The sequence below is a fragment of the Pigmentiphaga humi genome, assembly GCF_900606115.1.
In the GTDB taxonomy this organism is placed as follows: domain Bacteria; phylum Pseudomonadota; class Gammaproteobacteria; order Burkholderiales; family Burkholderiaceae_B; genus Pigmentiphaga; species Pigmentiphaga humi.
This window is the reverse complement of the sequence record NZ_UWPJ01000029.1, coordinates 12,239-38,455: the sequence shown is the minus strand read 5'-3', so window position 1 is coordinate 38,455 and position 26,217 is coordinate 12,239. Positions and strand designations below refer to the sequence as shown.

The window sequence follows — 26,217 nt, the reverse complement described above, 5'->3', positions numbered from 1 at the left end:
TGGGAAGTCGAGCCGGGCGGTGCTTCAGGGCACATCGACCCGGCGCAGGGTTCGGATGACTTCAATAGTGAATCGGTATGGAAATCGAGACAAACGAATTATTATTCGGCTTATCAGCAAAAAAATTGCTAACAACTAGCAGATATTTGCATATTACTTATGGATATTGAAACAGCGCGCACGTTCCTCGAGATCGTGTCCAGCGGCAGCTTCATGGCGGCCGCGGAACGCCTGCACGTCACCCAGACCGCCGTCAGCGCGCGCGTGCGCACGCTCGAGCAGCAGTTGGGCAGGCCGCTGTTCACCCGCAACAAGCGGGCAGGCGTGCGCCTGACGCCGGCCGGCCTGCGTTTCGTACGCCATGCGGCCAGCCTGGTCCAGGGCTGGGAGCGGGCGCGCCAGCACGTCGCCCTGCCGCCGGGACGCGAGGACGGCATCAGCGTGGGCGCCGAGCCCGCGATCTGGCGCCCGTTTCTCTCCGAGTGGCTGGTCTGGATGCACCATCGCTGCCCGGAAGTCGCGCTGCGCGCGGAGGTCGAGCCGCCGCAGCGGCTGCTCGAGCGCATCGACGACGGGTCGCTCGACATGGCCATGCTCTACAACCCGGCGCCGCGTCCCGGGCTGGTCTGCGAACTCCTGCTGGAAGAAAAGCTGGTGCTGGTGACGAGCAATGCCGACGGCAGTTTCGATCCGCATCGGTACGTCCACGTCGACTGGGGCGCCGGCTTCTGGGTCAACTTCCAGTCGGCGTTCCCCGACCTTCCCAACCCTCCGGTGGCGCTATCGCTGGGGCCGCTGGCGCTGACCTACGTACTCGAGGTCGGCGGCGCGGGCTACTTCCGCGCGGGCACCGTAGCCCCTTTCGTGAAGCGCGGGGCGCTTTTCCCCGTGCAGGGCGCGCCGGAGTTCTCCCATTCGGCCAGCGTCGTCTATGCGGCCCAGAATCAGGGGGCCGTCCTGGCGCGTGCCCGCGAAGGACTCCATGCGGTCGCGGCGCGGATAGGCGGGAACGCCTCGATCGAAGTGGAACCGGGCGAGGAATACGGTGCGAGGATCGCCGACCCGGAGTTTCAGTAGTCCAAGCCCAACCTTCTGTGAAACGAACATGCAGCGTCGCTCAGCCCTTACCTGCCTTGCCACTTGCGCTTTCTTCCCATCATGAAACGCGTGCTCGCTCCGCTCAATCCGATGCGGTCGTTCGAGGCTGCCGCACGTCTTATGAGCTTTACCGCCGCGGGGGAAGAACTCAACGTCACCCAGGCCGCGATCAGCCGCCAGGTCCGCGTCCTGGAGCAGTACCTGGGACAGGATCTGTTCGTGCGGCAGGCCCAGGCCATCCAGTTGACCGAAGCGGGCGCCCGGCTATATCCGGCCATCAGCAAGGCGCTGGACGACATGGCTGCCGCCACGGCCCAGGTGGACCGGCGCAGGCGCCCGGAAATACTGGCTATCCAGGCATACAGCACATTCGCGCAATGCTGGCTGATCCGCAAGCTGTCCGACTTCCAGGCCCAGCATGCCGACATCGACGTGCGCCTGTCCGCGTCGTCGGGCCTGGTCGACTTCGAACAGCAGAATCTCGACGCCGTCATTTACTCCGGCGTTCCCGGGGATCCCGGCCTGGCGGTGGATTTCCTGACGCCCATCGAACTGCTGCCGGTCATGAGCCCGGCCTTGCTGCGCCAGCAGCCGGGACGTCAGGCCGACCTGTCGAGATTGAAGCTGCTGCATTCGCTGTCGCGCCCCTCGGGCTGGAGCGACTGGCTGCGGGGCGCGGGGATGGAACATGTGGACGGCCACAAAGGGCATAAATTCGAGAGCTCGGCGATGGCTTTCGAGGCCGCCATCCAGGGCGCCGGGGTGGCGCTCGGCGTGCGTGTGCTGGTCGAGCACTACATCAGCGCGGGGGTGCTGGTCGCGCCCTTCAGCCATGTCCATACCATCGCGGGCGGTTATTACCTCGCGCGCTCCGCCACCCGGCCCTCTTCGCGGGCCTTGAATACGTTCCGGGAATGGCTGCTGGCCAATGTGCCGCAGCGCCCGGATGCACCGGCCGGATCATGAGCGCGCATGAACCGGCCGAGGCATGATCGCAGGTCAGTCCAACCGGATGTTCATCTTCTTCACGAAGGGCACCCAGCGCGCGAACTCGGCACGCGTATAGCGCACGGTTTCCTCACGGTTCTTGGCCAGCATGGGCAGCATGCCCTGCTCTTCCAACTGCTTGATCACGGCAGGTTTGCCGAGAATGCGCTGGACGGCCGCGAACAGTGTATCGGTAGCCGCGGCCGGGGTGCCCTTGGGCGCGAACAGGCAGTTCCATGAATAAGCGTCGAAATCGGGGAAGCCCGCCTCGGCCGCCGTCGGAACGTTGGGCAGCGCCTTGAGACGATTGGGCGAGATCGCGGCGAGAGCGACGAGGCGGCCGTCTTTCAGATACTCCAGCACGACGCTGGGAGACGCGAACAACAGCGAGATATTCCCGGCGAGCAGATCGACCAGGGCTTGCGAAACTCCCTTGTAGGGCACATGGACGACTTGGGTCCCGGTCTGTTCGAGGAAGAGCTCGAAAGCGATATGGCTCGATGTCCCGCTGCCCGAGGAGCCGTAGTTGTATAGCCCGGGATGGGATTTGAGCAATGCCACCAGGCCTTTCAGATCCTTGACCTTGAGCTTGGGCGAGGCCACGAGCACCAGCGGGACGACCGTCGTGACCGCCACGGGCACGAGATCGGTCAGCGGATCGTGCCCCAGGTTCTGGTAGACGGCGGCATTGAGCGCAAACGTCGACAGCGAACCCGCCAGCAGGGTATAGCCGTCCGGCCTGGCGTTGACCACGAAGTTGCTGCCTATGTTGCCCCCGGCGCCCGGCTTGTTCTCCACGACGAAGCTTTGGCCGAGTTCCTCCTGGAGATTCTGGGCAATCAGGCGGGTGATGAAATCGGTCGTGCCGCCGGGCGCATAGGGCGCGATGACCCGCACCGGCCGTTCGGGATAGGCCGCAGCCAGAAGCGGCCCCGTGTAAACCGCGGGCAGCAGGGAGCCCGCAAGAAATGTCTTCACCGCATTGCGTCGTCCGCGCTGCATGTTTCCTCCGTTCGTTGGTCTTGGAAATGGTCGGGGGATGCCTGCAGGCATCCTCAGCCCTGGGGATCCGCGCGCTGATGGATCAGCAGTTCGCGGCCGGCCTCGCCTATGGTTCGAATGCCCAGCGAGGCCATGTTGCGTCGCACTTCTTCTTTCAACAGCGCAATGGCATGCGCCACGCCGGGTTCTCCGGCCACCGCAGCGGCGTACAGGAAGGGCCGGGCGACGAACACGAAATCGGCCCCCAGCGCCAGCGCTTTCAGCACATCGCCGCCCCGCCGTACGCCGCCGTCGAACATCACCGCCATGCCGCCCGCCGCGGCCGCGACGGCCGGCAGCATGCGCAGGGGCGCCACCGCCCCGTCCAGCTGGCGTCCGCCGTGGTTGGAAACGACGATGCCGTCCACGCCGTGTTCGGCAGCGATGCGGGCGTCGTGGGGGGACAGGATGCCTTTCAGCACCAGCCGGCCTGGCCACAGGCGCCTGATCAGCGCCACGTGGGACCAGCTCAGGTTGTCGCGGTTGAACTGCCGGGCCGCCTTGCGCGAGACGACCGGCACGGCTACCTCGTTGGCCGTATTCTCGAAGCGGGGCAGACCGAGAGTCATCAGGGTGCGCACGAACGTGCCGGCCAGCCAGCGGGGGTGCGTCAATCCCTGCCACGCCAGCCGGGGCCCGGGCCGCAGCGGTGTCGAAAAGCCCGCCCGCACGTTGTTTTCCCGGTTGGCGCGGGCGGAGGTATCCACGGTGAGCACCAATGTCCGGAAACCCGCGGCCTCGGCGCGCCCCACCATCCTGCCGGCCTGCGCGTCGTTCCCGGGCAGGTAAGCCTGGAACCACGCGTAGCCCGGCGCTTCGGCCGCCACGTCTTCCATGCGGGTCAACGACGCGCCGCTCAAGACCATGGGAATGCGCGCCAGCCGCGCCGCCCGGGCCAGGACCCGGTCGCCGTCGTAGGCCGCCAGCGCGCTGATGCCCATGGGGCCGATTCCGAAAGGCGCATCGCAGGCCAGGCCGAGCAATTCGGTGCCCGTGTGGCGGGCCGATACGTCGTTGAGCACACGGGGGATGAACTCGTATTCCCGAAACGCGGCGAGATTCGCGTGCAGCGAATGGTTGTCTTCGACTCCGCCGTGGATGTACGAGAAAATCGGGTGGGGCAGGTGGCGGCGCGCGGCATGTTCGAAATCCGCGAGCGACAGCTTGCCGCGCAGCCGGCGGGCATAACGCCTGGCCGAATCCAGCGGTTGCACTTCGAGTGGGGTTTCACCCCGGGAGTCGGATGGCGTCGCGTTCAACAGTCGTCTCGAGTAGCGCCTCCCGCAAAAACGGGCATGTCTTCGGCGAGGCTGATACGCCCGCAAGCGGTGAGACGGCCATTCCGCTCCTCGCCGGGCACCGAGATTCTCGGTGAGAGGAGCCGGAGCGCGAAAGCGACTTTTTCGGCCGGTCAGTCCAACATTTTGTACGGCTGCCCCCTGGGAAAAGAGCGGCCGACTTGATGCAGAAAACTCATGAACTCAGGAGAATAAATTACTTCCCAAAGATGCTTCTACCCGCCAGCATGTGTCCCGTGCAGAGAGTTTGATCATTCGTGCTGAGCGGGGGGCACCATGGAAAGGAATTCGAACATCGGCAGACGCAAAACCATCCGGGCCCTGGCGCGCGCGGCCATGGGAATCGCCGCCGCGGCGGCATGTGCGGCTCAAGCGGCGCCGGCGGAGTGGCCGACGCGCTCGGTCACCATCGTGGTCCCTTACGCGCCCGGGGGCAATACCGACGGCATGGCGCGCCTGCTCGCCGGCAGGCTGACGCAGCGCATGGGGCAGTCCTTCGTGGTCGACAACCGCGGCGGCGCGAGCGGCGCCATCGGCGCGACTGCCGTGGCCCGCGCCAAGCCCGACGGCTATACGCTGATGTTCGCCGCCGCCGCGCCGATGATCATCGCGCCGCTTATCCAGCCGGTGAACTACGACCCGGCCAAGGATTTCGCGCTGATCAGCATCTTTGGAGCGGGTCCGTTCGTAATCGGCATCAACTCGGCGATCGAGGCCAATACCCTCGAAGAGTTCATCGACTACGTCAAGAAGCATCCAGGCAAGGTGTCGTATGGATCCAGCGGCCACGGCGGCATCTCGCACCTGGCGTCGGCCGCCCTGGCCGAGCGCGCCGGACTGCAAATGCTGCACGTACCCTACAAGAGCGGCGCGCCCGCACTCAACGCGCTGATGAGCGGCGAAGTCCAGATGTACTTCGGCAACGCGTCGGAGCTCATTCCCAATATGAACAGCAGCCGCATCAAGCTCCTGGCGACCTCCAGCGCGCAGCGCATGCCGACGCTGCCGGGACGCCCGGCGGTGGCCGAGCTGTTCCCCGGCTTCGACATCACCTCCTGGAATGGCCTGATCGCCCCGGCAGGCACGCCGCAGGCCATTCTCGACGTGCTGGCCGAAGAAACCGCCGCCGCGGCGCGCGACCCCGCGATCGCCCGGCAACTCGGCTCCATGGGCATATTGCCGGTCGGCTCTACGCCGGCACAGTTCGCAGAGACTTTCCGGCGCGACCGCGACTTCTACGCGAAGACGCCGGCCGCATCGAAATAAAGCCGCCGGGCCGCCATGCCCGGAGACCACGGAATCCACCAGGAAACATTACGCCAGCATGAGACATCTGACCTACGGGATGCCGCAAGACAAGGGCGGCACCCACATACAAATGGGCGTTGCCAAGGGCTTCTTCCGCGACGAAGGCCTGCACCTGAATGTCGAGGTGACCTACGGCGGACCCGAGATCGCAGCCAAGTACAGTTCCGGCGCGCTGCAGATCGGGGAAATGGGCTCGCCGCCCGCCACCACGGCGCTGGCGCGCGGCGCCAACTTCCTGATCGTGGGAAGCGGCATACGCCAACGCGCGCTGCAATACTTCGTGGCACGCAGCGACATTCGGTCATGGGAAGACCTTGCCGGCAAGCGGATCGGCGTCCTGTCCCGCGGCAGTTGCAGCTATTGGTTCACCCAATTGCTGCTGCGCCGGCACGGCATGGCCGACAAGGCGGACATCGTTGGGCTGGGCAGCGACTACCCGCAGGTCATCGATCTGGTCGAGCGCGACGAGCTGCAGGCCGCGGTGCTCTCGGAGCCCACTGCCTCGATCGGCGAGCACCGCAAGGCGTTCCGCATCATGCAGGCGCTTACGGAACCCGAATTCTGCCCAGGCATGCAGTGGAGCGTGATCGTTGCGAACCGCGACTTCATCGCCGCGGAGCCGGGCACGGTCCGGGCGGTTCTGCGCGCCTCTACGCGCAGCTACGAATACGCCCGCGACCATCCGGACGAGTTCGCGGAGTTCGCCGGCGGCCGCTACGGCGTCGAGCCATCCGTCGTCAAGCGTTCCGTCGCCCGCGAGGCGCCGGGCTACCGGTACGACGGCGCCATCGACTTCGACGGCCTGGCGCTGGCGATCGAGATGCAGCGCCGCCTGGGCGCTTTCGACGTCCCGCTCGACACGGGCGCCATCACAGATTTGCGTTTCCTTCCTCAATGAGCGCGGCGGGCACCGCCCGCCGGCTCCATTTTTCGGAACGGTTCCATGTCAAGACGCGATTTCCTCCGAAGCAGCGCCATCCTGGCCCTCGCCCCCATGGCCGCCTCCGGCGCCCCTGCGCCCTACCCCAGCCGGCCGGTGCGCCTGGTCGTTCCGTTCGCTCCGGGAGGCGGCAGCGATGCCGTCGCCCGCATGGTGGGGCCGCTGCTGACCGAACGGCTGGGCCAATCGGTGGTGGTCGACTATAAAGGGGGCGCCAGCGGGCGCATTGCCGGCTCGCTGGTCAGCCGCGCCGACCCCGACGGCTACACCCTCCTGCTGTCGAATCCCTCTCCCATGACGATCGGCCCCATGCTCGCGGCCAGCGCCCCCTATGATCCGATGCGCGATTTCAAGCACATCGCCCTGCTTGGCACGTTTGCCAACGCCGTGTTCGTGCGCGCCGACCACCCCGCCAAAACCATGCGCGAATTCCTGGACCTGGCCGGCACCAAGGCGAACCAGCTCACCTACGCGTCCGCAGGCGTCGGTTCGATCGGCCACCTCACCGGCGAACTATTGCGGGAGAAAGCGGGGGTCTCGATGCTGCACGTGCCTTACCGCGGGACGGGCCCCGCGCTGATCGGCCTGCTCGCGGGCAACGTGGACGCCATACTGACCGGGCTGCCCGTCGCCGAGAGCAACATGAAAGAAGGCAAGATCCGCCTGCTGGCGGTCGCGTCCAAGCGCCGGCTGGAGGAATATCCCGACACGCCGACGCTCGCGGAAATCGTACCGGGCGTGGAAGGCGAAGTCTGGTCGGGGATTTCGGCTCCGGCCGATACGCCGGCGAGCATCTGCAGCCATCTGGAACGCGAAGCGACGACGGCCATGCGCCAGCCCGACATCCGCAAGCGTTTCGCCGACGTGGGACTGACCACATCGGGAATAGGACAAGCCGAATTCACCCGCTACGTCGCCGAGGACATCGCCCGATGGGGCCCCGTCGTCAAAGCGCTGAACCTGAAGGACAACTGAGGCTGCCACCGATGCACAATGACGAATCCTCTTCCCGGGCTCCGCTGTGGGTGCCGGCGGCATCCCGGGTCGAGAGCGCCAATCTTCAGCCGTTCATGGCAAGCGTGCGCAGCGCCTGGGGCGCTCCGGTTGCCGACTACGCGTCGCTCTATCAATTCTCCATCGCCGAGCCCGAAAAGTTCTGGTGCTCGGTCTGGGATTTCTGCGGCATCGTGGCCGAGACCCGCGGCGGCGAGGTCGTGCGCAACCGCGACCGGATGCCCGGCGCGGAGTGGTTTCCGCAGGCGCGGCTGAACGTCGCGGAGAATCTGCTGAAGCGGCGCGATGCGGGCGACGCCCTGGTATTCCGGGGAGAAAACGGCACGCGGCAGCGGCTCAGCTTCGCGGAGCTCTACGATGCCGTCTCGCGCATGGCCCAGGCGCTCGAGGCCGCCGGGATCCGGCCGGGCGACCGGATAGCCGGATTCATACCCAACCTGCCGCACGCGATCATCGCCGCGCTCGCCACGGCGGCGCTGGGCGCGGTCTGGTCCTCGTGCGCGCCGGAGCTCGGCGCCCCCGCCGTGATCGATCGGCTGGGGCAGATCGGGCCGAAGATACTGTTCGTCGCGGATGGCTATTGGTACAACGGCAAGCCCTTCGACTCGCTGGGCAAAGCCGCCGAAATCGCTGCGGCGATTCCCAGCATCGAAACTATCGTGGTCGCTCCCTATCTGCGGCAGGCATCGGGTACGAGTGCGCCGGGAACCGTGGCCTGGGACGATTTCATCGGCGGGTTCCCGGCGCGCGACATCGCATTCACCCGCTTTCCTTTCTCGCAGCCCTTGTTCATTCTCTTTTCGTCGGGCACCACCGGCGTGCCGAAGTGCATCGTGCACGGCGCCGGCGGAGCCCTGCTGACCGCGTTGAAAAACCACAGCCTGCAGTTCGACGTGAAATCCGACGATCGGCTGCTGTGGTGGACCACCACCGGCTGGGTGGTATGGAACCTCATGCTCTTCGGCCTGGGATGCGGCGCCGCGCTTCTGCTCTACGACGGCAGTCCGTTCCACCCGGACCGGGGCGCCCTCTTCGACATGATGGAGGCCGAGCGGGCAAGCTTCGCGCGCCTGACGCCGGCCTATCTCAAGGCCGTCCGCGATGCCGGCCTGGCGCCCATCCGCACCCACGATCTTTCCTCGCTGCGCTACATCACGGCGGGCAGCGCTCCGCTCGCTTCGGAGATATGCCGCTACGTCTACGACAGCGTCAAGAGCGACGTCCACCTGGCTTCGCCGGTCGGCGGCACCGACACCTTCGGCTCGCTGGCTACCGGCGACCCGACCGGCGCGATCTGGGCCGGAGAAATACAGGCGCGGGCGCTGGGCATGAGCGTCGAAGTATTCGACGAATCCGGCCGCTCCGTCGTCGGCCGGCAGGGCGAACTGGTGTGCACCTCGTCGTTTCCTTCCTTGCCGCTCGGCTTCTGGAACGATCCCGACGGCGAACGGTATCGCGCCACCTATTTCGACCGCTATCCGAATGTCTGGCGGCACGGCGACTGGGCCGAGATCACGCCTCGCGGAGGCGTGATCATCTATGGACGCTCCGACGCGACGCTGAACGTAAAAGGCGTACGGATCGGAACCGCGGAGCTCTACCGCCAGGTGGCCCGCGTGCCCGAGGTGCAGGACAGCGTCGTGATCGCCCGGCAGGATGGCGACGAGGCGCGCATCCTGCTGTTCGTCCAATTGCACCCGGGCCTTTCGCTGGACGATGCGACGGCGCAGAACATTCGCGCGCTCATCCGGCAGAACGCGTCGCCCAGGCACGTTCCGGACGATATCGTCCAGGTGCCGGACATCCCCCGCACGGCCACCGGCAAGGTATCCGAGGCGGCAGTCTGGGACGCGGTCCACGGCAAAGAGGCGCGCAACCGCGCGACGCTCGTGAACCCGGAGGCGCTTGCGTTCTTCCCGGCAAGCGCGCCGTCCCGGCAGTCTGCGTGAACCTGCCGGAGCGGCAAGGGCGCACGCAAAACACACACGAGGTTGCACAGGAAGGGTGGACATGATCGGAAGCGGCACATTCACGGAGTTGGATGAACTGATATCCCACGTAACGGACGGCGACATCCTCGCGCTGCCGAGCGGATTCGATTCCGACTTCAGCGGCGTTTCGATGGCGGCGGCCCGGGCGCTGGTGCGCAAGAAAGTCCGGCGGCTCGAGCTCGTCCTGGTGCCCGCCGGCTCGATCCAGGCCGACATGCTGATCGGCGCGGGCTGCGTCGCGACGGTCCAGGCGGGCTCCGTGCTTCTCTACGAGCATGGGCGCGCCAACCGGTTCGTGGAGGCACAGCGCAGCGGCGCGATCACCGTGAAGGAGAGCACGTGCCCGGCGATCCACGCGGGCCTGATCGCCGCCGCGAAGGGGCTGCCGTTCATGCCGGTGCGGGGCATCCTCGGCAGCGACATCCTCCGCCACCGCGCTGCCGCCGGCGAATGGGCCACCATCGCCAATCCCTTCGCGCACGACGACCCGATCGTCGCCGTCGCCGCGATCCGCCCCGACGTCTCGCTCTTCCACGTTCCGCTCGCCGATCGCCACGGCAATGCGTGGATAGGCCGGCGCCGCGAACTGGCGACGCTGGCGCACGCGTCGCGCAAGACATTGATCACGTTCGAGCGGGTGTACGACGGCGATCTTTCCCAGGACGAACTGATGGCGCCGGGCACGCTTTCCGCCATGTACGTCACCGCCCTGAGCCATCGGCCGAACGGCGCCTGGCCGCTGCACATGGGAGCCGACTACGCCGAAGACGCCGGACATCTGCGCGAGTACGCCCAGGCGTCCCGGACCCAGGAAGGCTTCGCGCAATATCTTGCCCGCCATGTCCACGGCGAACCTGGAGCCGATAGATAAATGGAACGCATCGCATTCTTCGTCTGCGCGATCGCCCGCATGCTGAAAGACAGAAAGCATGTGGCGGTCGGCGCCAACTCCCCGCTGCAAGCCGCCGCGGCCCTAGCCGCGCAAGCCCTGGCCACGGACGACATGCGGGTGAGCATTCTGGGCACCAAGCGGCACAGCAGCTTCGCCAGCTTCGGCGATCTGTTCGACTGCGCGGCCACCGGACGGCTCGATGCCTTCTTCCTGAGTCCGGGGCAGATCGATGGACAGGCCAACATCAACATGGTCGGGATCGGGACCTATCCCCGCTTCGACGTCCGATGGCCGGGTTCCCATGGCGCGCCGCTGCTGTACATGCTGATTCCCAACATCATTCTGTTCAAGGAAGAACACAGTCCACGCACTCTGGTGCGCGCGGTCGATTTCGTGTCCGCCCCGGGAACCAGCCCACCCAATGTCTACCGGACGGGCGGGCCGACCACGTTGCTCACCGGCAAGGCATGCTTTTCGTTCGACCCGGCCGCGGCACGCTTCACACTCGAGAGCGCGCACCCGGGCGTCGGCATCGACGAGATCCTGGCGAATACCGGCTTCGAGTTCGATCATCCATCTCATGTGCCCGTCACCGCACCGCCGGAAGCCGACATGCTGGATGTCATCCGGCAGCACGTCGTGCCACGGATCCGCGAGCTGTATCCGCAGTTCGCCGATTCCCTGCTGGGCAGCGCGAACGGCTATGCGGAATCCGCGCCAGGCGTCTGATGGCCGACCCGCTCCGGGAGGACGGACGGCAGTTGCGCCAGCGCCTCCGCCGCCTTGCAGCTCTGGTCCACCGCCCGGTGCAGCTCGCTGAGCAGCACCAGCCAGTTGGAAACGCTTTCCAGCTCGTATTCGCCCGAGGCTCCGGCCTGTAGCAGCCGAGCCTTGGATGCCTGGTAATCGCCCTCGAAGCGGTCGCGGGCTTCGTCCATCAGCGTAGGGACGGATTCGGCTTCCGGATCGGCGCTGGAGAAAGCCGCCAGCGCGCTCGCCGCCACGGAAGCGATCTCGGCGAACATGGCCGGCCGGCCCGGATGCTGTCCGCTCTCGGCCGCGCCCCGGCCGATCCATGGCAGGCTGCGCGGCGCGTCAGCCCCTTCGCGCGACAAGTGCAGCACTTCCATTCCGACGTGATGCATGGCGCGCGCAAGCGTGTCGTAGTAGACGACGGCGCGCAGCAATGGCGGAAGCTGGGCCGCCGCCCCTGCGGGCATGGCCTTGCGGTTTACCGTAACGACGAAGTTGCCGATCTGGCGCTGCAGCCTCTCGACCGTCTGCAATTGGCGCGACAAAACCAGCTGCGATTGCGGCGGCGCAGGAGACCAGGCGCCGCTGCCCGGCGCCAGGCGCACGGCGTCGGCGGCAAGCCCCAGGGCCAGGTGCCCGAGCCGGGCGGTTTCCCTGCGCAGCGCCTGCACGGCCAGTTCGGGCACGGCCGCCACGTTGCGGTCCAGGTAGCGCGCCTGGTCGGCGTCGTCCTCGGCGGAACGGAAGCGCGCCAGCAGGAAGCGCGAGAGCGGACGGGACAGCGGCCACATCAGCAAGACGCCGAGCGCGTTGAACGCCGTGTGGAATACGACCAGTTCGGTGATGCCGTCGCTCGTGTCCAGCAGCCATCGCGCGAACACGTCCACGATGCCCAGCAGCGGATGCAGCAGCGCCACCGCCACGGCCGCCGTGACCACGTTGAAAAGCACGTGTGCGCCGGCCAGCCGCTTGGCGTTGGAAGTCGCGCCGACCGCCGCGAGTATGCCGGTCAGCGTGGTGCCGACGTTGGCGCCTATCACCACGGCGGCCCCGGTTTCGAGCGGCATCATGCCGCCCCCCACCGCCGCAAGCACGAGCGTCAGCGTGGCCGACGAGGCCTGCAGCAGGATCGTCAATGCCAGCCCCAGGCCGACCGCCGCCGCCGTGCCGGCCAGGCCGCCGCCCAGCACGGGCAGCGCTTCCGGCCCGAGTCCCGCGAAGCCTTCCTTGAGCAGGTCTATGCCGAGGAACATCGCGCCGAAGCCCGTCATCGTCGTGCCGATGGCGCCGCGCAGGGAGCCTGCGCCGGTCAGCCTGAGCGCCATGCCCAGTCCGATGAAGGGCAGCGCGAACGCATCGATCTTCAGGCCGAAGCCCAGCCATGCGACCAGCCAGCCGGTGAACGACGAGCCCAGGTTGGATCCGAACACCACCCACAGCGCCGGGCCGAAACCCAGCAGCCCGGCGTTGACGAAGCCGATGGCGGCCACCGTCATGGCGGTGGACGACTGCAGCAGCGCCGTCAGCAGCACGCCGGTGGCCAGCCCGTGCAGCGGAGTGCGGGTCCACGCGGCGAGGATGCGCTCCAGCGCGCGGCCGGCAGCCAGTTTCAGCCCGTCGGTGAGCAGGCTGACGCCCAGCAGGAACAGGCCGATGCCGCCGGTCAGGGTAGACGCCAGGACCCAGGGGGAAGTGCTTGCGAACATGGATGTTTCCGCGGTCAATGAGCTTGCTGTTCCCGGCTGCCGCGTCTTCCGCCACAACCCCGGGCGGATGATAACGGGCCGGACGCGGGCTCAGGCCGGATTGGCGGCGTCCCAGATGTCGTTGGTGTACGGCGCCCGGGTGCTCGGGCTCTTCAGCAGCCCCGCCTGGCGCAGCAATTGCTCGGCATCGGCCCAGCGCTTCTCGTCATTGCGCAGCACGTGCCTGGGGTCTGAGGTCAGCCACAGCTCCCGGTTGGCGCGCAGGTCGGCCAGCGCAACGGGCATGAGGCGGGCGCCCGGAACGTCGAACCTGGCGCGCATCAGTTCGATCGCCTTGCGCAAGCCCGCGTCGTCCATGGCGATGAGCGCCTGGGTCGAGAGGTAGATGGCGTGCATGAAGGCGACGTAGCCGGCGCGGTTGGCCGCCAGCATCGACTCCTCGGCCACGAAAACCTGGCCGGGAACGCCATCGTCAATCTTCATGACGGCGACGGGGTGGCCTTGCGCAACCAGGTTGGCGGCCGTGCTGGTATTGGCCAGGAAACCGTCCACTCGCCGCGATTCGATCATGCTTATCGAGGCCGGCGAATCGACCACGCGCGCGCGGCGCAAGGCCTTGCCGTCGATGCGGGCGCGCAGCAGCATCAGGTCCAGCGCGGCCTCCATGGAACCGCCGGCCGATTGCAGGCCTATGGTCTTGCCCGCCAGGGCCTCGGGCGTGAGCAGCGGAGCATCCCTGGGCGAGATGACCGCGAACGGCGAACGCTGGGCGACGGTGCCGAAGGCGATCACGGGCGCCTGGCCATCCACGCGCGCCATCAGGTAGTTGATGCCCCCCGTCCTCGCCATGTCCACCTGCCTGGCGGCCGCCAGCTGCAGGATCTGCGCGCCGCCGCGCCCCGCGTCGATCCGCATGTCCAGCCCTTCCTTGGCGAACAGGCCGGCAACCGCGCCATACATGACAGGGGCGTAAGCCAGCGACAGCGCCGCAGGCGTCAGAAAGGTCAGGGCGCCCCGGGCGGCCGGGCTTTGTGCGTGGACCACCGGCAGGAACCCGGGCAGGGTCGAGAGCGCGGCGGTAGCGGTGCTGTATAGGAAATCGCGGCGTTTCATGAAATAAGCGTAGTTGGCTAGGAACCCTACCGTCGCCGCAACCAAGAACCCGGACGGAACCTGGTCAGCCCGAACCGGAATTATAAGAGTCAACGCTTGGCGAATTCTTTCCCGCAAATGCGCCCGAACCGCAGGCCAGGCTCGTGGGGAGAGCCGCTTCGCACCATGGTGTCCGAGCGAAACAGGCCATCGGGTCTTAGACTGTCGCTTTCACCACGACAAACCGTATCTTCCATGGCTTCCAGCAGCACTCCTCCTTCCCCCGGGCGGCGCGAGCGTTACGGGTCGGACCGTTCACTCGGCTATCTGCTCAACCGCACGGCTGACATCGTGTCGACAGCCTTCATCGAAATCCTGCGCAACGAATCCATCAGCCTGCCGGAATGGCGCGTGCTCACTGTACTCACCGATCGCGACCAGCAGACGCTCAGTGAATTGGCATCGCACGTCGGCACCGAACTGTCCTACCTGTCGCGCATCGTCGTCCACGCCGAGCAGAGAGGCCTGGTTGCCCGATTGGCGAGCCCGGCCGACAAACGCTCGACCTGCGTGTCCATTACCGAGGCCGGCCGCGCGATGGTGCGGCTGTTCATGCCGCAGGCGCGGGCCCTGGAGGCGACCTGGCTGCGCGACATTCCTCCGGACGACGTGAAGGTCCTGCGCCGGACCTTGCAAGCCCTCTACATCAACGTGCTGGATGCATCCACCGCCGCGCCCTCCTCCGGCCGCAAGCTCAAAGTGGCGCACCGCGCCCGCAACCGCCGCGAGGCCCCCGCGGCGAAGAAATAGACGGCGCGCCGAACGCGGCACGGATACACGAAAATCCCGCGGGTTTCCTCTATGTGCGTCGCGTTTAAAAGGTAGCTTAAACTACCTTTTAAACGCGACGCAGCACGGCTGCCGATCTGTCGGCGCCGGCTGAAAAGAAGGAGACACCCGTGGCGACTTACGATGGTCCGATCCTGGACGCATTCACCCATTTTCTGCCACCCGAGTACATGGAGCAGGTCATCCGCCGCTCCACCAACCGCGACCTCGCCAAGCGGCTGACGGCCATTCCCATGCTGTCCGACCTCGAGCGCCGCCTGGCCATGATGGAGCGCTGGCCTCGGTACGCCCAAGTGCTGACCCTGTCCCAGCCGTCGGCGGACAGCGTCTGCGGCCCCGACGAATCTCCCGCGCTGGCCCGCCTGGGCAACGACGGGCTGGCGGCTGTCGTGGCGCAGCATCGGGATCGTTTTCCGGCCTTCGTGGCCAGCCTGCCGTTGAACAACCTGCCCGCGGCAGTGGAAGAGTTCGACCGCGCCGTGCGCCAGTGCGGCGCCGCCGGCGTGCAGATCGACACCAACGTGCAAGGCGTGCCGCTCGACGATCCCCGCTTCTTCCCCTTGTTCGAGAAAGCCGTCGAACTGGACGTGCCGGTCTGGCTGCACCCCTATCGCGGCAGCCGCCCCGCCGACTACCCGGGCGAGGCGAAATCGAAGTACGAAATCTGGCAGGTGCTCGGCTGGCCCTACGAAACCAGCGTCGCCATGGCGCGGCTGGTCTTCTCGGGCGTGCTCAAGCGTCTGCCCACGCTCAAGATCATCACCCACCATCTGGGGGCGATGATTCCGTTCTTCGAAGGCCGCATCGGCTCTCTTTGGGACCAGCTGGGCACGCGCTCCGCGGACGAAGACCTCAGCCACGTCAAGGAGATGCTGGGCCGCCGCCCGGTCGAGTACTTCCGCATGTTCTATGGCGACACGGCTATCGGAAGTTCGCCGGCCGCCATTCGCTGCGGCCTGGAATTCTTCGGCGAAGACCAGGTCGTGTTCGCCAGTGATTGCCCCTTCGATCCCGAAGGCGGCATAGGTTTCATCCGCGACGGCATCGCCGCCATCAACCAGCTCGACCTGCCGCCGGCCACGCAACAGAAAATTTTCTACGGCAATACCGCGCGCCTGCTCAAGCTCGGCCAAGCGGCAGCCCTCCAGGAGACGAACCATGCGTAAACCGATCTTTATCGCGCTCGGCGCCACGGTGCTTGCGTGCGCAGCCGTTCTTCCCTTGTCCGCCCAGGCCCAGGCTTCGGCCGCGCCGTATCCGACACGGGCGATCACCATGATCGTGCCCTACACGCCCGGCAGCGGCGCCGACATCCTGGCCCGAGCGATCGGTCCGATCATGTCGCGCGAGCTCGGCCAGCCGGTCGTCGTCGAAAACCGCGCCGGAGCAAGCGGGACGATCGGCACCACCGCGGTCGCGCGGGCGGCGCCGGACGGCCACACGCTCCTGATGTCGGCCGACACCATCACGATTACGCCCAGCCTCTATCGCAAACTGCCCTTCTCTCCCGAGAAAGACCTGGCGCCGGTCGGCCGAGCCGCGCAAGGCACGCTCGTCCTGGTCGCGAATCCGGAAGTGCCGGCCAAGTCCGTGGCCGAACTCGTGGCCCTGGCCAAGCAGTGGCCCGGCCAGCTTTCCTATGCATCGCCGGGCAGCGGCACGCCGCAGCACGTGCTGATGGAACTCTTCAAGCAGTCCACGGGAACCGACATGCAGCACGTTCCCTACAAGGGCATGGCCGGGGCCTTGACGGACTTGATCGGCGGACAGGTGCAGATAGGGGTGATGTCCGTGCAGGTGGCCATGAACCACGTCACGACGGGCCGGCTGCGGCTGCTGGGAGTGGCCGATTACCAGCGTCTGGCCGCGGCGCCCGACATGCCCACCTTCCAGGAAATGGGCTATCCCGAAATGTCGCATCCCAACTGGTTCGGACTGTTCGCGCCGGCGCAGACGCCATCGGCCGTCATCGACAAGCTGAACGCCACCATGCGCCACGCCCTGGCCCAGAAGGAAGTGCAGGAAACCCTGGCCAAGCAGGGGATGCGGGTGGCCCCCGGTACGCCGGCCGAACTGGCCAAACAGGTCGATCAGGATATGGCGCGCTGGAGCGGCGTCATCGCCAAAGCCGGCATCACGGCCGACTGACCACTGGATCCGGAGCAAGCCATGCCCATACGCGACCTGGAAGCCATGGTCCGCGGCGCCCGCCGTCAACTCGGACGCCCCCCTGAACCGATCGGGTCGCTCCAGGGCGACGGCTCGGCCCGATTCGAACTTTTTCACGCCGCCAACTCGATCTGCTCGCAGAAGGTGCGGGTAGTGCTGGCGCAGCACGACATGCCGTACCTGTCGAACGCGATGCATATCGGCGCGGGAGAAACCTATCTGCCGGAGTACGTACGCCTGCGCATGGCGGCATGCGACCTCGCGGGCCTGCCGCTGGTTTCGGCGCACTCGGGCAGCACCGCGGTGGGCACCGGGGGCTGCGATCCCGCCGTCGTGCCCACGCTGGTGGACTGGCAGACGGGGCAGGTCATCATCGATTCGAAGCGCATTTGCATCTACCTCGACCAGGCCGCCCCTGGCGCGGCGCGGCTGCGCCCCGACGGGCTTGCCCAAGCCGTCGACGAGGAGCTGGACGTGGTCGATGGCCTGCCCAACTACCAGATGCTCGTGGGCAACGCTCCCGGAACAGGACGTCAGGCGTCATCGCCGAATGCCGGAACGGGCGTCGCCTTCGCGATGAGCAAGGTGGAACGCTGCGATCGCTATCTCGCGGAATGTGTCCATGACGCAGATCTGCAGCGAGCCTACCGGGCCAAGCGCGCCAAAGAGCTCGACGCGGCGGAGAGGCTGTTCGCGCCGGCCTCGATGCAGGCCGCCTACGGCCGGGCCGAAGCGGCCTGCGAACGGCTCGAGCGCAGACTGGCGACGAGCCTGGCGGCGTGGCTTTTCGGAGACCGGCCCTCGATGGCGGATCTCTTCTGGGGCATCGAACTGCTGCGCATGCAGAACCTCGGCGCGGATGCGTTCTGGCGCGGCGGCGCGCGGCCGCGCGTGGCGGAGTTCGTCCGCCGGTGCGAGGCCGAGGCGGCCATTCGTTCGGCAGTTCTCGACTGGCCGGGAGCGCTCTACTAGGCCGGCCTGCCGTCCATTCCGGATGCCGCCGGCCTGCGGCGGACAGGCGTCCGGACGCGCTCGATCCGCCCTTGCCGGCGGATGCGGAGCCCCCATTCAGCACCCCTGCCCCGGACAGACTAAAATCGCGGCATGAATATCGTATTGAATGGGGAAACGCGCACCCTCGAGGCGCCGTCCTCGGTGGCCGATCTGATCCAGACGCTGGGCTATGCGGGCAAACGCGTGGCCATCGAGCGCAACGGCGAGATCGTGCCGCGCAGCGCGCATCAAGACACCCGGATCGACGACGGCGACCGCATCGAGATCGTCGTCGCCGTGGGTGGAGGCTAGAACTATGAACATGAACATTTCCGCCGCCCTGCCCGGCCAGCCCATGGAGCCGCCGGCCGCCGTCGCCGCGGCAGAGCCGTCCGCGCCGGCGCGCGGCATGGCGCACATCCGCAGCTTCGTGCACCGTCGCGGCCACATCACGCTGGGCCAGAAAGAAGCGCTCGAAACCCTGAGCGGTGCCTGGACCCTCCCGTATACCGACCGGCATGTCTCGTTCGCGCAGGTCTTCGGCCGCGAAGCGCCGACGGTGCTGGAGATCGGCTTCGGCATGGGCGAAACCACCGAGAAGATCGCGCTGGCCCATCCCGGGCGCAATTTCCTGGGCGTGGAGGTTTTCAATGCCGGCGTCGGCGCCATGCTGCGCCGTATCGAGACCTCGGGCCTGAACAACCTGCGCATCGTCCAGCACGACGCCGTCGAGGTCATGCGCGACATGATCCCGCCCGGGTCGCTGGCCGGCGTGCACATCTACTTCCCAGACCCCTGGCCCAAGAAGCGCCACCACAAGCGCCGCCTGATCCAGCCGCCGTTCATCGCGCTGCTCGCCAGCCGCATCGCCCCGGGCGGCTACCTGCACTGCGCCACCGACTGGCAGCACTACGCCGAGCAAATGCTGGAAGTGCTGGGCGGCGAGCCCCAACTGGCCAACACCTGCGAAGGCTACGCCGAACGGCCCGCCTGGCGGCCCCAGACCAAATTCGAAACCCGCGGCCTGCGCCTCGGCCACGGCGTCTGGGACCTCATCTTCGAACGCCGTCCCGCCTGCAGCTTCCACCCCCGCGCGGAAATCTGAGCCGAAAAACTACCCGCGAAGCACGTCGAGGCAGATCCAGCGCTGAGGACCCGACCGGTCCGCAGCGCTCCTACGAAGCGCGTTGGGTTAAGACCCAGGAGGCGGTGGATCCGGCTCCGCCGGTCCACCCGCCTCGCCCCCTGGGGGGCGCGCGCAAGCGCGTAGGGGGGGACCTAATGCTCAGCCCACTGGATCGAGTTCAGGTCGACGCCGTCCTGGTACATCTCCCACAGCGGGCTCAGTTCGCGCAGCTTGCCGACCTTGCTCTTGATCAGCTCGACCACGAAGTCCACTTCTTCTTCGGTCGTGAAGCGGCCCAGCGTGAAGCGGATGGAGCTGTGCGCGAGTTCGTCGCTGCGGCCCAGGGCGCGCAGCACGAACGACGGTTCCAGCGAGGCCGAGGTGCAGGCCGAACCCGACGAGACGGCCACGTCCTTGATCGCCATGATCAGCGACTCGCCCTCGACGAAGTTGAAGCTCATGTTCAGGTTGTGCGGCACGCGATGCTCGAGGCTGCCGTTCACGTAGACCTCGGGGATCTCGGACAGGCCGGCCAGCAGACGGTCGCGCAGCTTGCCCACGCGCGCCGATTCGAGCGGCATTTCCAGCTTGGCCAGGCGGAAGGCCTCGCCCATGCCGACGATCTGGTGCGTGGGCAGCGTACCGGAGCGCATGCCGCGCTCGTGGCCGCCGCCGTGCATCTGCGCCTCGATCCGCACGCGCGGCTTGCGCCGCACGTACAGCGCGCCTATGCCCTTGGGGCCGTACAGCTTGTGCGCCGTCACGGTCAAGAGATCGACCGGGAAAGCCTGCACGTCGATGGGGATCTTGCCCGCCCCTTGCACGGCATCACAGTGGAACAGCACGCCGCGCTCGCGGCAGAGCTTGCCGATGGCTTCGACGTCCTGGATCACGCCGATCTCGTTGTTGACCAGCATCACCGAAACCAGGATGGTATCCGGGCGGATCGCGGCGGCCAGACGCTCCAGCGGCACCAGGCCGTCTTCGTCGACGTCGAGGTAGGTCGCTTCGAAACCCTGCCTTTCCAGCTCGCGGAAGGTGTCCAGCACGGCCTTGTGCTCGGTCTTGGCGGTAATGATGTGCTTGCCGCGCTCGGCGTAGAAATGGGCCGCGCCCTTGATCGCCAGGTTGTTGCCTTCGGTGGCGCCGGACGTCCAGACGATTTCGCGCGGATCGGCGTTCAGCAGCGCAGCGACGTGGCCACGCGCGGTCTCGACCGCTTCCTCGGTTTCCCAGCCGTAGGCGTGGCTGCGCGAAGCGGGATTGCCGAATTTTTCGTACAGGTAGGGCACCATGGCGTCTACCACGCGGGGGTCCACCGGCGTCGTGGCGCTATAGTCCATGTAGACCGGCAGGCGCATCGGGGTTTGAGGCATGTTTCACTCCTGGAACTTGCTTTTACACATGGCGCCATAGTAGCCTTTTGCGCCGCATCATTAGTTAATACCCCGGCTGGCAGCATTGAAAAATGCGAGCCCGCGTACTGGGTGGAGGATGGGTGGAGAAGCACTCCGGGGAACTTTGGACGGCTGATGCTGCCGGAAGACAAAGCCTGGATAATCACGGCTCGATCCTTCACGTCGGCCACGCGCCGCCAGCCGGACACGGAATCCCATGAAACTTCGACTGACCGCCTCCGACGGCTGGAAACTGCTGTTCTGGGCCGCGCTGCTGGGCACCCTGGCGCTATCGCTGGCGTCCACCTCCGTTCCCCTGCCCACCACCGGCTGGGACAAGACCAATCACCTGCTCGCCTTCTCGGTTCTGACCGTGCTGGTGCGCTTTGCCTATCCGGGCCGCGCGTGGCCCTATCTGCTGGGGCTGCTGGGCTATGGCGCGCTGATCGAGATCCTGCAATCGTTCACGCGCTACCGCTCGGCCGACTGGACCGACATCGCCGCCGACGCGGTGGGCATCCTGCTGGGCTGGGGCATTACCCTGATCCTCGCCACCGCCTGGCCCGCCGGCCGGTCGCAGCCCAGGTAGGCGCGGCAGCGGCGGAATTTGGCCGCAAGCTCCGGGATGCGCCGCCGGGCGGCCGCGCCTAGCATAGGCCTGACCGCTACCTGCCGTTGTCCCGGACGATGATGATCATGCCCTCTACCAAACCCCGCGCCCGCCATGCCGCCGACGATCCCCGCTGGACGGCCGTCATGGCGCGCGACCCGGCCGCCGACGGCCGTTTCGTCTATGCCGTGCGCACCACCGGCGTCTACTGCCATCCCAGCAGCCCGACCCGGCTGCCCCGGCCGGAGAACGTCGAGTTTTTCGATACGCCGGCCGCGGCCGAGGCGGCGGGCTACCGTCCCAGCCGGCGCACGGCTTCCCGCGGCGCCGTCGCCGCCCGCCACGCCGAACTGGTGGCCGATTGCTGCCGGCTCATCGAAACGGCAGCCACGGTACCGGCGCTCGACGAATTGGCTCACCGGGCCGGCCTGAGCGCCTACCATTTCCATCGCATCTTCAAGGCCGCGACGGGGCTCACGCCGCGCGCCTATGCCGCCGCCCACCGGGCGCACGCGCTGCGCAGCCGCCTGCGCGACGGCGCGCCGGTCACAGCGGCCATCTACGAGGCGGGCTTCAACGCCAGCAGCCGCTTCTACGCGCATGCCGACCGGATGCTCGGCATGCGTCCCGCGGACTACCGCGCCGGCGGCGCCAACGCCCGCATACGCTTCGCGCTGGGCCAATGCTCGCTGGGTGCCATCCTGGTCGCGCAAAGCGAGCGGGGCCTGTGCGCCATCCTGCTGGGCGACGACCCCGAGACCTTGCTGCGCCAGCTGCAGGACCAATTTCCCCAGGCGGACCTGGTCGGGGGCGACCCGGATTTCGAAGCAATCGTGGCGCAGGTGGTCGGCCTGGTCGAGACGCCCGCCATCGGCCTGGACCTGCCGCTGGACGTGCGCGGGACCGCTTTCCAGGAACGCGTCTGGCAGGCGCTGCGAGAGATCCCGCCAGGCACCACCGCCACCTACGCCGACATCGCCGCCCGCATCGGCCTGCCCAAGGCCGTGCGCGCGGTGGCCGGCGCCTGCGCGGCCAACCTGCTGGCGGTCGCCATCCCCTGCCATCGGGTGATCCGCAGCGACGGCGCGCTGTCGGGATACCGCTGGGGTGTGGACCGCAAGCAGCGGCTGCTGGCGCGGGAGCTGGCCGCCACAGCCGCCGATCGTTGAGAAGACCCGGAAAAAAACGGATCAATATCCACCGGGCTTCGCGGAGACGGCATCCGCCGCACCGTTTCGATAGGCGGCCAATAGCTGCCTCGCCGCCGCCCCCAGCAAGGCTACGTCGGTACCGACCGCCACGAACGAGGCGCCAGCCGCCAGATACTCCCGCGCCGCGCGCTCATCCGTAGCGAGCACGCCCGACGATTTACCGGCACGCGCAACGCTCTCGATACCCCGGCGAATCTCGGCGCGAACGCTGTCCGCACCAGGCTGGCCGAGCAGGCCGAGCGATGCGCTCAAATCGGCCGGCCCGAAGAACACCCCGTCTATGCCTTCCACCTCGGCGATGGCGTCCACGTTGCCCAGACCGGTGACCGTCTCCACCTGCACCAGCACGCAGATTTCGTCGCTTGCCTTTCCAAGGTAATCCGTCACGCCGTTCCAGCGCGACGCCCGGGCCAGTGCGGCGCCGACCCCGCGCACGCCCCGGGGGGGATAGCGAGTCGCCAGGACAGCGTCACGCGCCTGATCAGCCGTATCGATCATTGGCAGCAGCAATGTCTGAACGCCGATGTCCAGCATCTGCTTGATGGCCGCCGTATCGCTGCGCGCCGGCCTCACGACAGGGTGCGAGCGGTACGGCGCCACGGCCTGCAGCTGCGACAACGTGCTGCGCAGGTCATTCGGCGCATGTTCATTGTCGATGAGCAGCCAGTCGAAACCGATGCTCGCAAGCGCCTCCGTGACATAGGAATCGGCGAATGCCGCCCAGCATCCGAATTGCGGCGCGCCGCGCTGCAGCGCCCGCTTGAAAGAGTTGTCCGGAAGAGTCATGGCGTCGACGGGAGAAGTCAGATTGAAAGTCCATGCATTGTCCGGCCGGGCACGGCCGCGGGCCATCTTCCGGTTCACAAAAAGTCCGTCACATGGAATATTCTCTCTTTCCAACCATCGACTCATCGTGGATCAGCGGCTTGGATCCAGGAAGACGTCCGCACAATAAGAACCACGATATGCAAGCGAAACGATCGGCGCCGAAGGCCGGCTCGGGTGCGAAGAGAACAGCATCCCGGGAGGACGACGCCAGCGGCGTCCGCGCAATCTCCCGGGCGGTCCATCTGCTGCGCATTCTCGCTCTGGGCGGCGAACACGGAATGAGAATCACGGATATCGTCGCGCAATCCGGCATGAGCCGGCCGACCGTCCACAGGATTCTTCAGACCCTCATCGCCGAAAGCGTAGGGGAACAAGATGCGTCGACACGGCGCTATCGGCTGGGCCCGGAGATCAGCTTGCTTGGGATGAGCCGACCGGCGCAGTTTCCCGTGCGCGCGGCGGCCGAGCATTACATCGAGGCATTGGCGAACGAACTGGGCGACACGGCCTTTCTTTCCATCCGGGTCGGGCTGGATTCCGTGGGAATCGACAGAAAAACGGGTTCCTATCCGATCAAAGTGCTGGCGATCGAGGTAGGCGCCCGGCGCCCCCTGGGCGTCGGCGTCGCGGGCGTCATGCTGCTTGCGTCGCTGCCCCCCGACGAAGCCGGCCATATCTGCGACGTAAACGCTGCCCGCCTGCCCCCGGACGGCCCATCGATGGAGGCGATCCGTACCCGCGTACGCGCCGCTCGCAGCAACGGCTACGCCTATTCCGAAGTGGGCGTGCTGCGCGGCACGCGAGCGGTTGCTGTCCCCGTAACGGACACGAACGGCAATGTCATTGCCGCGCTGTCCGTCGCAGCCATGGCCGAGCGCCTCAAAGAGCCGAAGCTGCCGCAAGTCATAGACGCCATGCGCCAGAAGGCGGCCTTGATCACCCAACGCCTTGCCGAGATGGAGCGCGCCAGACGGCCCGCCTCCTGAAAGCGCGGTTTCCCAAGCTCCCAGAAAAGTCCACTGTACGGAACTTCTTGAGAAGCTCCGATAGCAGCCCCGCGCAGCCTGTGGAACGATGGCCCTCGTCGGCACGGCACACGTATCGCTACAGCCGAATCGTCGAACGCCGCGCGATCTCCGCTCCGCGCATGGTGACGGCAACCGACAGGCAATTCTCGGGCATGGCCGGCACCGGCCGGCTCCTGCCGGAGAACTTTTTCGTAGGCTCGGAAAAATCAATGAAACTGATTCGTTTTGACTTGAACGACGGCGACGCGCATCCAAGAATCGGCGTACTGCACGATGGCTCGATCGTCGAACTGCGCGGCATCTCCACCTTGGACGCGCTGCTCCGGTCGCACGATCCGCTTGCCGCCGTACGCGGCAGCATCGCCGAACCGGGTGCGGCGCGCCATGCGCTCGACGGTGTGCGCCTGCTGCCGCCGCTTACCGCACCGGAAAAGATCTGGTGCATCGGCGTCAATTACCAGGACCGCAACGCGGAATACCGCGACCACTCGGAACTTCCCAAGTATCCCAGTCTGTTCGTGAGGAACGTCGGGTCGTTCGTCGGCCATCGAGAAGCGCTCATCCGGCCCCGCGTCTCCGAGCAACTGGACTATGAAGGCGAATTGGTCCTGGTGATCGGCAAGGCCGGACGGCACATTCCGCGTGAACGCGCCTTCGAGCATATCGCCGGCATGACGCTCGCCAACGAGGGTTCCGTGCGCGATTGGCTCAAGCACGGCAAGTTCAACGTCACCCAGGGAAAGAACTTCGATGCCTCGGGAAGCATCGGTCCGTGGATCGTAACGGCTGACGAATGCGACCCGCGTGCCGAGCACACGATCGTCACGCGGGTGAACGGCGAAACAAGGCAGCAGGAAACCACCGCCCGCATGATGTTCCCGTTCGACATGCTGATCCACTATCTGAGTACGTTCGCGACGCTTCAGCCTGGCGATCTGATCCTGACCGGAACCCCTACCGGCACCGGTTGGAACATGACGCCTCCCCGCTTCCTGAAGCCGGGCGATGTGGTGGAGGTGGAGTCGCCCGCCCTCGGCACGCTGCGCAACCACGTTGCAGACGAGGCCTGACGCCATGCTCGATCGGGATACCCTACGCAGCTTTGCGCAAGCGCTCGATACGGCCGAGCGAAACCGCGAGCCCATCGGCATTTTCTCGCACAGCCACCCCGGCATCACGATAGACGACGCATATGCCATCCAGGGCGAATGGATGCGAATCAAGCGAGCCAATGGCCGCACGGTCATCGGCCACAAGATCGGCCTGACGTCCAAGGCCATGCAGGACGCGGTCGGCATCGATGAACCCGACTACGGCGTCCTGCTCGACGATATGCTGGAGCACGACGGCGCTTCTATCGATACGTCGCGCTTCCGGCAGCCGCGTCTGGAAGTGGAGCTGGCCTTCATCCTGGACAGGCCGCTGTCCGGGCCGAACTGCACCCTGTTCGACGCGCTCGATGCCACGCGCTACGTCGTTCCCGCCCTCGAGATTCTCGATGCGCGGCTGTACCGCACGGATCCGGTCACCGGAGCGGGACGAAAAGTCATGGACACGATCTCCGACAACGCCGCCAACGCCGCGCTCGTTCTGGGCGCGCGGCCGTTCCGCCCGCACGAAGTCGATCTGCGTTGGATAGCCGCGCTGCTGTTCTGCAACGGCCGCATCAGCGAAACCGGCGTCGCAGCGGGCGTCCTCGGGCATCCGGCGCTTGGCGTGGCCTGGCTGGCCAACCGGCTGGCGCAATACGGCGAAAGCCTTGCCGCCGGCGAGATCGTGCTGGCGGGCTCTTTCACGCGTCCCATCGACATCGCCAAGGGGGACGTAATTCATGCCGACTACGGGCCGTGCGGCTCGGTCTCCTGCCGCTTCGCTTGATGAAGGAT

Annotated in this window: 25 protein-coding genes; 19 read left to right on the top strand and 6 right to left on the bottom strand. The window is 66.8% G+C overall.

Features of this window, described 5'->3' with window-relative positions:
- Positions 1-159: 159 nt before the first annotated feature.
- Positions 160-1,077, top strand: coding sequence for a LysR family transcriptional regulator (locus PIGHUM_RS18910; RefSeq protein ID WP_124081271.1), 918 nt, complete (start codon positions 160-162; stop codon positions 1,075-1,077).
- Positions 1,078-1,158: 81 nt separating this feature from the next.
- The gene (locus PIGHUM_RS18905; protein ID WP_124081270.1) at positions 1,159-2,064 is read left to right on the top strand and encodes a LysR substrate-binding domain-containing protein; all 906 of its coding nucleotides are present in this window, start codon (positions 1,159-1,161) and stop codon (positions 2,062-2,064) included.
- Between the two features lie 33 nt (positions 2,065-2,097).
- On the opposite strand, the gene PIGHUM_RS18900 is transcribed toward PIGHUM_RS18905, so the two are convergent.
- Both PIGHUM_RS18900 and PIGHUM_RS18895 read right to left on the bottom strand, forming a co-directional pair.
- Positions 2,098-3,087, bottom strand: coding sequence for a Bug family tripartite tricarboxylate transporter substrate binding protein (locus PIGHUM_RS18900; protein ID WP_160142353.1), 990 nt, complete (start codon positions 3,085-3,087; stop codon positions 2,098-2,100).
- A gap of 53 nt (positions 3,088-3,140) precedes the next feature.
- Entirely contained in the window at positions 3,141-4,301 is a 1,161-nt protein-coding gene (locus tag PIGHUM_RS18895; RefSeq protein ID WP_246013345.1) for an alpha-hydroxy acid oxidase, read from the bottom strand.
- A 399-nt stretch (positions 4,302-4,700) separates the two neighbouring features.
- Between PIGHUM_RS18895 and PIGHUM_RS18890 the strand changes: the two genes are divergently transcribed.
- The 6 genes from PIGHUM_RS18890 to PIGHUM_RS18865 all read left to right on the top strand — a co-directional run bounded on the left by PIGHUM_RS18890 (position 4,701) and on the right by PIGHUM_RS18865 (position 11,298).
- A complete protein-coding gene (locus PIGHUM_RS18890) occupies positions 4,701-5,690 on the top strand; it encodes a tripartite tricarboxylate transporter substrate binding protein (RefSeq protein ID WP_124081268.1) in 990 nt (329 codons plus the stop codon).
- A gap of 58 nt (positions 5,691-5,748) precedes the next feature.
- On the top strand, positions 5,749-6,630 hold the full coding sequence (locus tag PIGHUM_RS18885; protein ID WP_124081267.1) for an ABC transporter substrate-binding protein: 882 nt from the start codon (positions 5,749-5,751) through the stop codon (positions 6,628-6,630).
- 45 nt (positions 6,631-6,675) lie between these two features.
- The gene (locus PIGHUM_RS18880) at positions 6,676-7,647 is read left to right on the top strand and encodes a Bug family tripartite tricarboxylate transporter substrate binding protein (RefSeq protein ID WP_124081266.1); all 972 of its coding nucleotides are present in this window, start codon (positions 6,676-6,678) and stop codon (positions 7,645-7,647) included.
- Positions 7,648-7,658: 11 nt separating this feature from the next.
- Positions 7,659-9,635 carry an acetoacetate--CoA ligase gene (locus PIGHUM_RS18875; RefSeq protein WP_124081265.1) on the top strand — a complete coding sequence of 659 codons (1,977 nt, stop codon included), beginning with the start codon at positions 7,659-7,661 and terminating at the stop codon, positions 9,633-9,635.
- 61 nt (positions 9,636-9,696) lie between these two features.
- Entirely contained in the window at positions 9,697-10,548 is an 852-nt protein-coding gene (locus PIGHUM_RS18870; RefSeq protein ID WP_124081264.1) for a CoA transferase subunit A, read from the top strand.
- On the top strand, positions 10,549-11,298 hold the full coding sequence (locus PIGHUM_RS18865; RefSeq protein WP_124081263.1) for a CoA-transferase: 750 nt from the start codon (positions 10,549-10,551) through the stop codon (positions 11,296-11,298).
- Here PIGHUM_RS18865 and PIGHUM_RS18860 read toward each other — a convergent pair.
- Both PIGHUM_RS18860 and PIGHUM_RS18855 read right to left on the bottom strand, forming a co-directional pair.
- Positions 11,271-13,028 carry a Na/Pi cotransporter family protein gene (locus PIGHUM_RS18860; RefSeq protein WP_124081262.1) on the bottom strand — a complete coding sequence of 586 codons (1,758 nt, stop codon included), beginning with the start codon at positions 13,026-13,028 and terminating at the stop codon, positions 11,271-11,273. The genes PIGHUM_RS18865 and PIGHUM_RS18860 overlap by 28 nt on opposite strands.
- A 90-nt stretch (positions 13,029-13,118) precedes the next feature.
- Complete coding sequence (locus PIGHUM_RS18855) at positions 13,119-14,141, bottom strand: ABC transporter substrate-binding protein (protein WP_124081261.1); 1,023 nt, start codon at positions 14,139-14,141, stop codon at positions 13,119-13,121.
- A gap of 234 nt (positions 14,142-14,375) precedes the next feature.
- Between PIGHUM_RS18855 and PIGHUM_RS18850 the strand changes: the two genes are divergently transcribed.
- From PIGHUM_RS18850 to trmB, 6 genes are all read left to right on the top strand, one after another.
- On the top strand, positions 14,376-14,930 hold the full coding sequence (locus tag PIGHUM_RS18850) for a MarR family winged helix-turn-helix transcriptional regulator (RefSeq protein WP_160142352.1): 555 nt from the start codon (positions 14,376-14,378) through the stop codon (positions 14,928-14,930).
- 149 nt (positions 14,931-15,079) lie between these two features.
- Positions 15,080-16,135: an amidohydrolase family protein gene (locus PIGHUM_RS18845; protein WP_246013335.1), complete on the top strand. Its 1,056-nt coding sequence runs from the start codon at positions 15,080-15,082 to the stop codon at positions 16,133-16,135.
- Entirely contained in the window at positions 16,128-17,117 is a 990-nt protein-coding gene (locus tag PIGHUM_RS18840; RefSeq protein WP_124081259.1) for a Bug family tripartite tricarboxylate transporter substrate binding protein, read from the top strand. The genes PIGHUM_RS18845 and PIGHUM_RS18840 overlap by 8 nt, the downstream gene beginning before the upstream one ends.
- 21 nt (positions 17,118-17,138) lie before the next feature.
- Positions 17,139-18,110 carry a glutathione S-transferase family protein gene (locus tag PIGHUM_RS18835; protein ID WP_124081258.1) on the top strand — a complete coding sequence of 324 codons (972 nt, stop codon included), beginning with the start codon at positions 17,139-17,141 and terminating at the stop codon, positions 18,108-18,110.
- A gap of 132 nt (positions 18,111-18,242) precedes the next feature.
- Entirely contained in the window at positions 18,243-18,443 is a 201-nt protein-coding gene (gene thiS / locus PIGHUM_RS18830) for a sulfur carrier protein ThiS (protein WP_124081257.1), read from the top strand.
- A 4-nt stretch (positions 18,444-18,447) separates the two neighbouring features.
- The gene (gene trmB, locus PIGHUM_RS18825) at positions 18,448-19,236 is read left to right on the top strand and encodes a tRNA (guanosine(46)-N7)-methyltransferase TrmB (RefSeq protein WP_425466741.1); all 789 of its coding nucleotides are present in this window, start codon (positions 18,448-18,450) and stop codon (positions 19,234-19,236) included.
- A 173-nt stretch (positions 19,237-19,409) separates the two neighbouring features.
- Here the strand turns inward: trmB and PIGHUM_RS18820 are convergent, their stop codons facing one another.
- Positions 19,410-20,633, bottom strand: a complete 1,224-nt coding sequence (locus PIGHUM_RS18820; RefSeq protein WP_281279087.1) for an IscS subfamily cysteine desulfurase — start codon at positions 20,631-20,633, stop codon at positions 19,410-19,412.
- 238 nt (positions 20,634-20,871) lie between these two features.
- Between PIGHUM_RS18820 and PIGHUM_RS18815 the strand changes: the two genes are divergently transcribed.
- Complete coding sequence (locus PIGHUM_RS18815; RefSeq protein WP_124081255.1) at positions 20,872-21,243, top strand: VanZ family protein; 372 nt, start codon at positions 20,872-20,874, stop codon at positions 21,241-21,243.
- Between the two features lie 107 nt (positions 21,244-21,350).
- Positions 21,351-22,433 (top strand): bifunctional DNA-binding transcriptional regulator/O6-methylguanine-DNA methyltransferase Ada, encoded by a 1,083-nt coding sequence (gene ada / locus PIGHUM_RS18810; protein WP_124081254.1) that lies wholly within the window; start codon positions 21,351-21,353, stop codon positions 22,431-22,433.
- Between the two features lie 21 nt (positions 22,434-22,454).
- Here ada and PIGHUM_RS18805 read toward each other — a convergent pair whose 3' ends face one another.
- Positions 22,455-23,261: an aldolase/citrate lyase family protein gene (locus PIGHUM_RS18805; protein WP_124081361.1), complete on the bottom strand. Its 807-nt coding sequence runs from the start codon at positions 23,259-23,261 to the stop codon at positions 22,455-22,457.
- Positions 23,262-23,353: 92 nt separating this feature from the next.
- Between PIGHUM_RS18805 and PIGHUM_RS18800 the strand changes: the two genes are divergently transcribed.
- The 3 genes from PIGHUM_RS18800 (at position 23,354) to hpaH (ending at position 26,209) form a co-directional block, all read left to right on the top strand.
- On the top strand, positions 23,354-24,289 hold the full coding sequence (locus PIGHUM_RS18800; RefSeq protein ID WP_246013333.1) for an IclR family transcriptional regulator: 936 nt from the start codon (positions 23,354-23,356) through the stop codon (positions 24,287-24,289).
- A gap of 251 nt (positions 24,290-24,540) precedes the next feature.
- Positions 24,541-25,401 carry a fumarylacetoacetate hydrolase family protein gene (locus PIGHUM_RS18795; RefSeq protein ID WP_124081359.1) on the top strand — a complete coding sequence of 287 codons (861 nt, stop codon included), beginning with the start codon at positions 24,541-24,543 and terminating at the stop codon, positions 25,399-25,401.
- Positions 25,402-25,405: 4 nt separating this feature from the next.
- Entirely contained in the window at positions 25,406-26,209 is an 804-nt protein-coding gene (gene hpaH, locus PIGHUM_RS18790) for a 2-oxo-hept-4-ene-1,7-dioate hydratase (RefSeq protein WP_124081253.1), read from the top strand.
- Positions 26,210-26,217 lie beyond the last annotated feature (8 nt).

What these genes read in the sequence shown, in the direction of transcription:
- hpaH (WP_124081253.1), top strand. Translation starts at nt 25,406, where the DNA reads ATGCTCGATCGGGATACCCTACGCAGCTTTGCGCAAGCGCTCGATACG.
- PIGHUM_RS18875 (WP_124081265.1), top strand. Translation starts at nt 7,659, where the DNA reads ATGCACAATGACGAATCCTCTTCCCGGGCTCCGCTGTGGGTGCCGGCG.
- PIGHUM_RS18800 (WP_246013333.1), top strand. Translation starts at nt 23,354, where the DNA reads ATGGAATATTCTCTCTTTCCAACCATCGACTCATCGTGGATCAGCGGC.
- PIGHUM_RS18865 (WP_124081263.1), top strand. Translation starts at nt 10,549, where the DNA reads ATGGAACGCATCGCATTCTTCGTCTGCGCGATCGCCCGCATGCTGAAA.
- PIGHUM_RS18855 (WP_124081261.1), bottom strand. Translation starts at nt 14,141, where the DNA reads ATGAAACGCCGCGATTTCCTATACAGCACCGCTACCGCCGCGCTCTCG.
- PIGHUM_RS18840 (WP_124081259.1), top strand. Translation starts at nt 16,128, where the DNA reads ATGCGTAAACCGATCTTTATCGCGCTCGGCGCCACGGTGCTTGCGTGC.
- PIGHUM_RS18885 (WP_124081267.1), top strand. Translation starts at nt 5,749, where the DNA reads ATGAGACATCTGACCTACGGGATGCCGCAAGACAAGGGCGGCACCCAC.
- PIGHUM_RS18820 (WP_281279087.1), bottom strand. Translation starts at nt 20,633, where the DNA reads ATGCCTCAAACCCCGATGCGCCTGCCGGTCTACATGGACTATAGCGCC.
- PIGHUM_RS18860 (WP_124081262.1), bottom strand. Translation starts at nt 13,028, where the DNA reads ATGTTCGCAAGCACTTCCCCCTGGGTCCTGGCGTCTACCCTGACCGGC.
- trmB (WP_425466741.1), top strand. Translation starts at nt 18,448, where the DNA reads ATGAACATGAACATTTCCGCCGCCCTGCCCGGCCAGCCCATGGAGCCG.
- PIGHUM_RS18805 (WP_124081361.1), bottom strand. Translation starts at nt 23,261, where the DNA reads ATGACTCTTCCGGACAACTCTTTCAAGCGGGCGCTGCAGCGCGGCGCG.
- PIGHUM_RS18905 (WP_124081270.1), top strand. Translation starts at nt 1,159, where the DNA reads ATGAAACGCGTGCTCGCTCCGCTCAATCCGATGCGGTCGTTCGAGGCT.
- PIGHUM_RS18815 (WP_124081255.1), top strand. Translation starts at nt 20,872, where the DNA reads ATGAAACTTCGACTGACCGCCTCCGACGGCTGGAAACTGCTGTTCTGG.
- PIGHUM_RS18835 (WP_124081258.1), top strand. Translation starts at nt 17,139, where the DNA reads ATGCCCATACGCGACCTGGAAGCCATGGTCCGCGGCGCCCGCCGTCAA.
- PIGHUM_RS18890 (WP_124081268.1), top strand. Translation starts at nt 4,701, where the DNA reads ATGGAAAGGAATTCGAACATCGGCAGACGCAAAACCATCCGGGCCCTG.
- ada (WP_124081254.1), top strand. Translation starts at nt 21,351, where the DNA reads ATGCCCTCTACCAAACCCCGCGCCCGCCATGCCGCCGACGATCCCCGC.
- PIGHUM_RS18900 (WP_160142353.1), bottom strand. Translation starts at nt 3,087, where the DNA reads ATGCAGCGCGGACGACGCAATGCGGTGAAGACATTTCTTGCGGGCTCC.
- thiS (WP_124081257.1), top strand. Translation starts at nt 18,243, where the DNA reads ATGAATATCGTATTGAATGGGGAAACGCGCACCCTCGAGGCGCCGTCC.
- PIGHUM_RS18880 (WP_124081266.1), top strand. Translation starts at nt 6,676, where the DNA reads ATGTCAAGACGCGATTTCCTCCGAAGCAGCGCCATCCTGGCCCTCGCC.
- PIGHUM_RS18910 (WP_124081271.1), top strand. Translation starts at nt 160, where the DNA reads ATGGATATTGAAACAGCGCGCACGTTCCTCGAGATCGTGTCCAGCGGC.
- PIGHUM_RS18850 (WP_160142352.1), top strand. Translation starts at nt 14,376, where the DNA reads ATGGCTTCCAGCAGCACTCCTCCTTCCCCCGGGCGGCGCGAGCGTTAC.
- PIGHUM_RS18795 (WP_124081359.1), top strand. Translation starts at nt 24,541, where the DNA reads ATGAAACTGATTCGTTTTGACTTGAACGACGGCGACGCGCATCCAAGA.
- PIGHUM_RS18870 (WP_124081264.1), top strand. Translation starts at nt 9,697, where the DNA reads ATGATCGGAAGCGGCACATTCACGGAGTTGGATGAACTGATATCCCAC.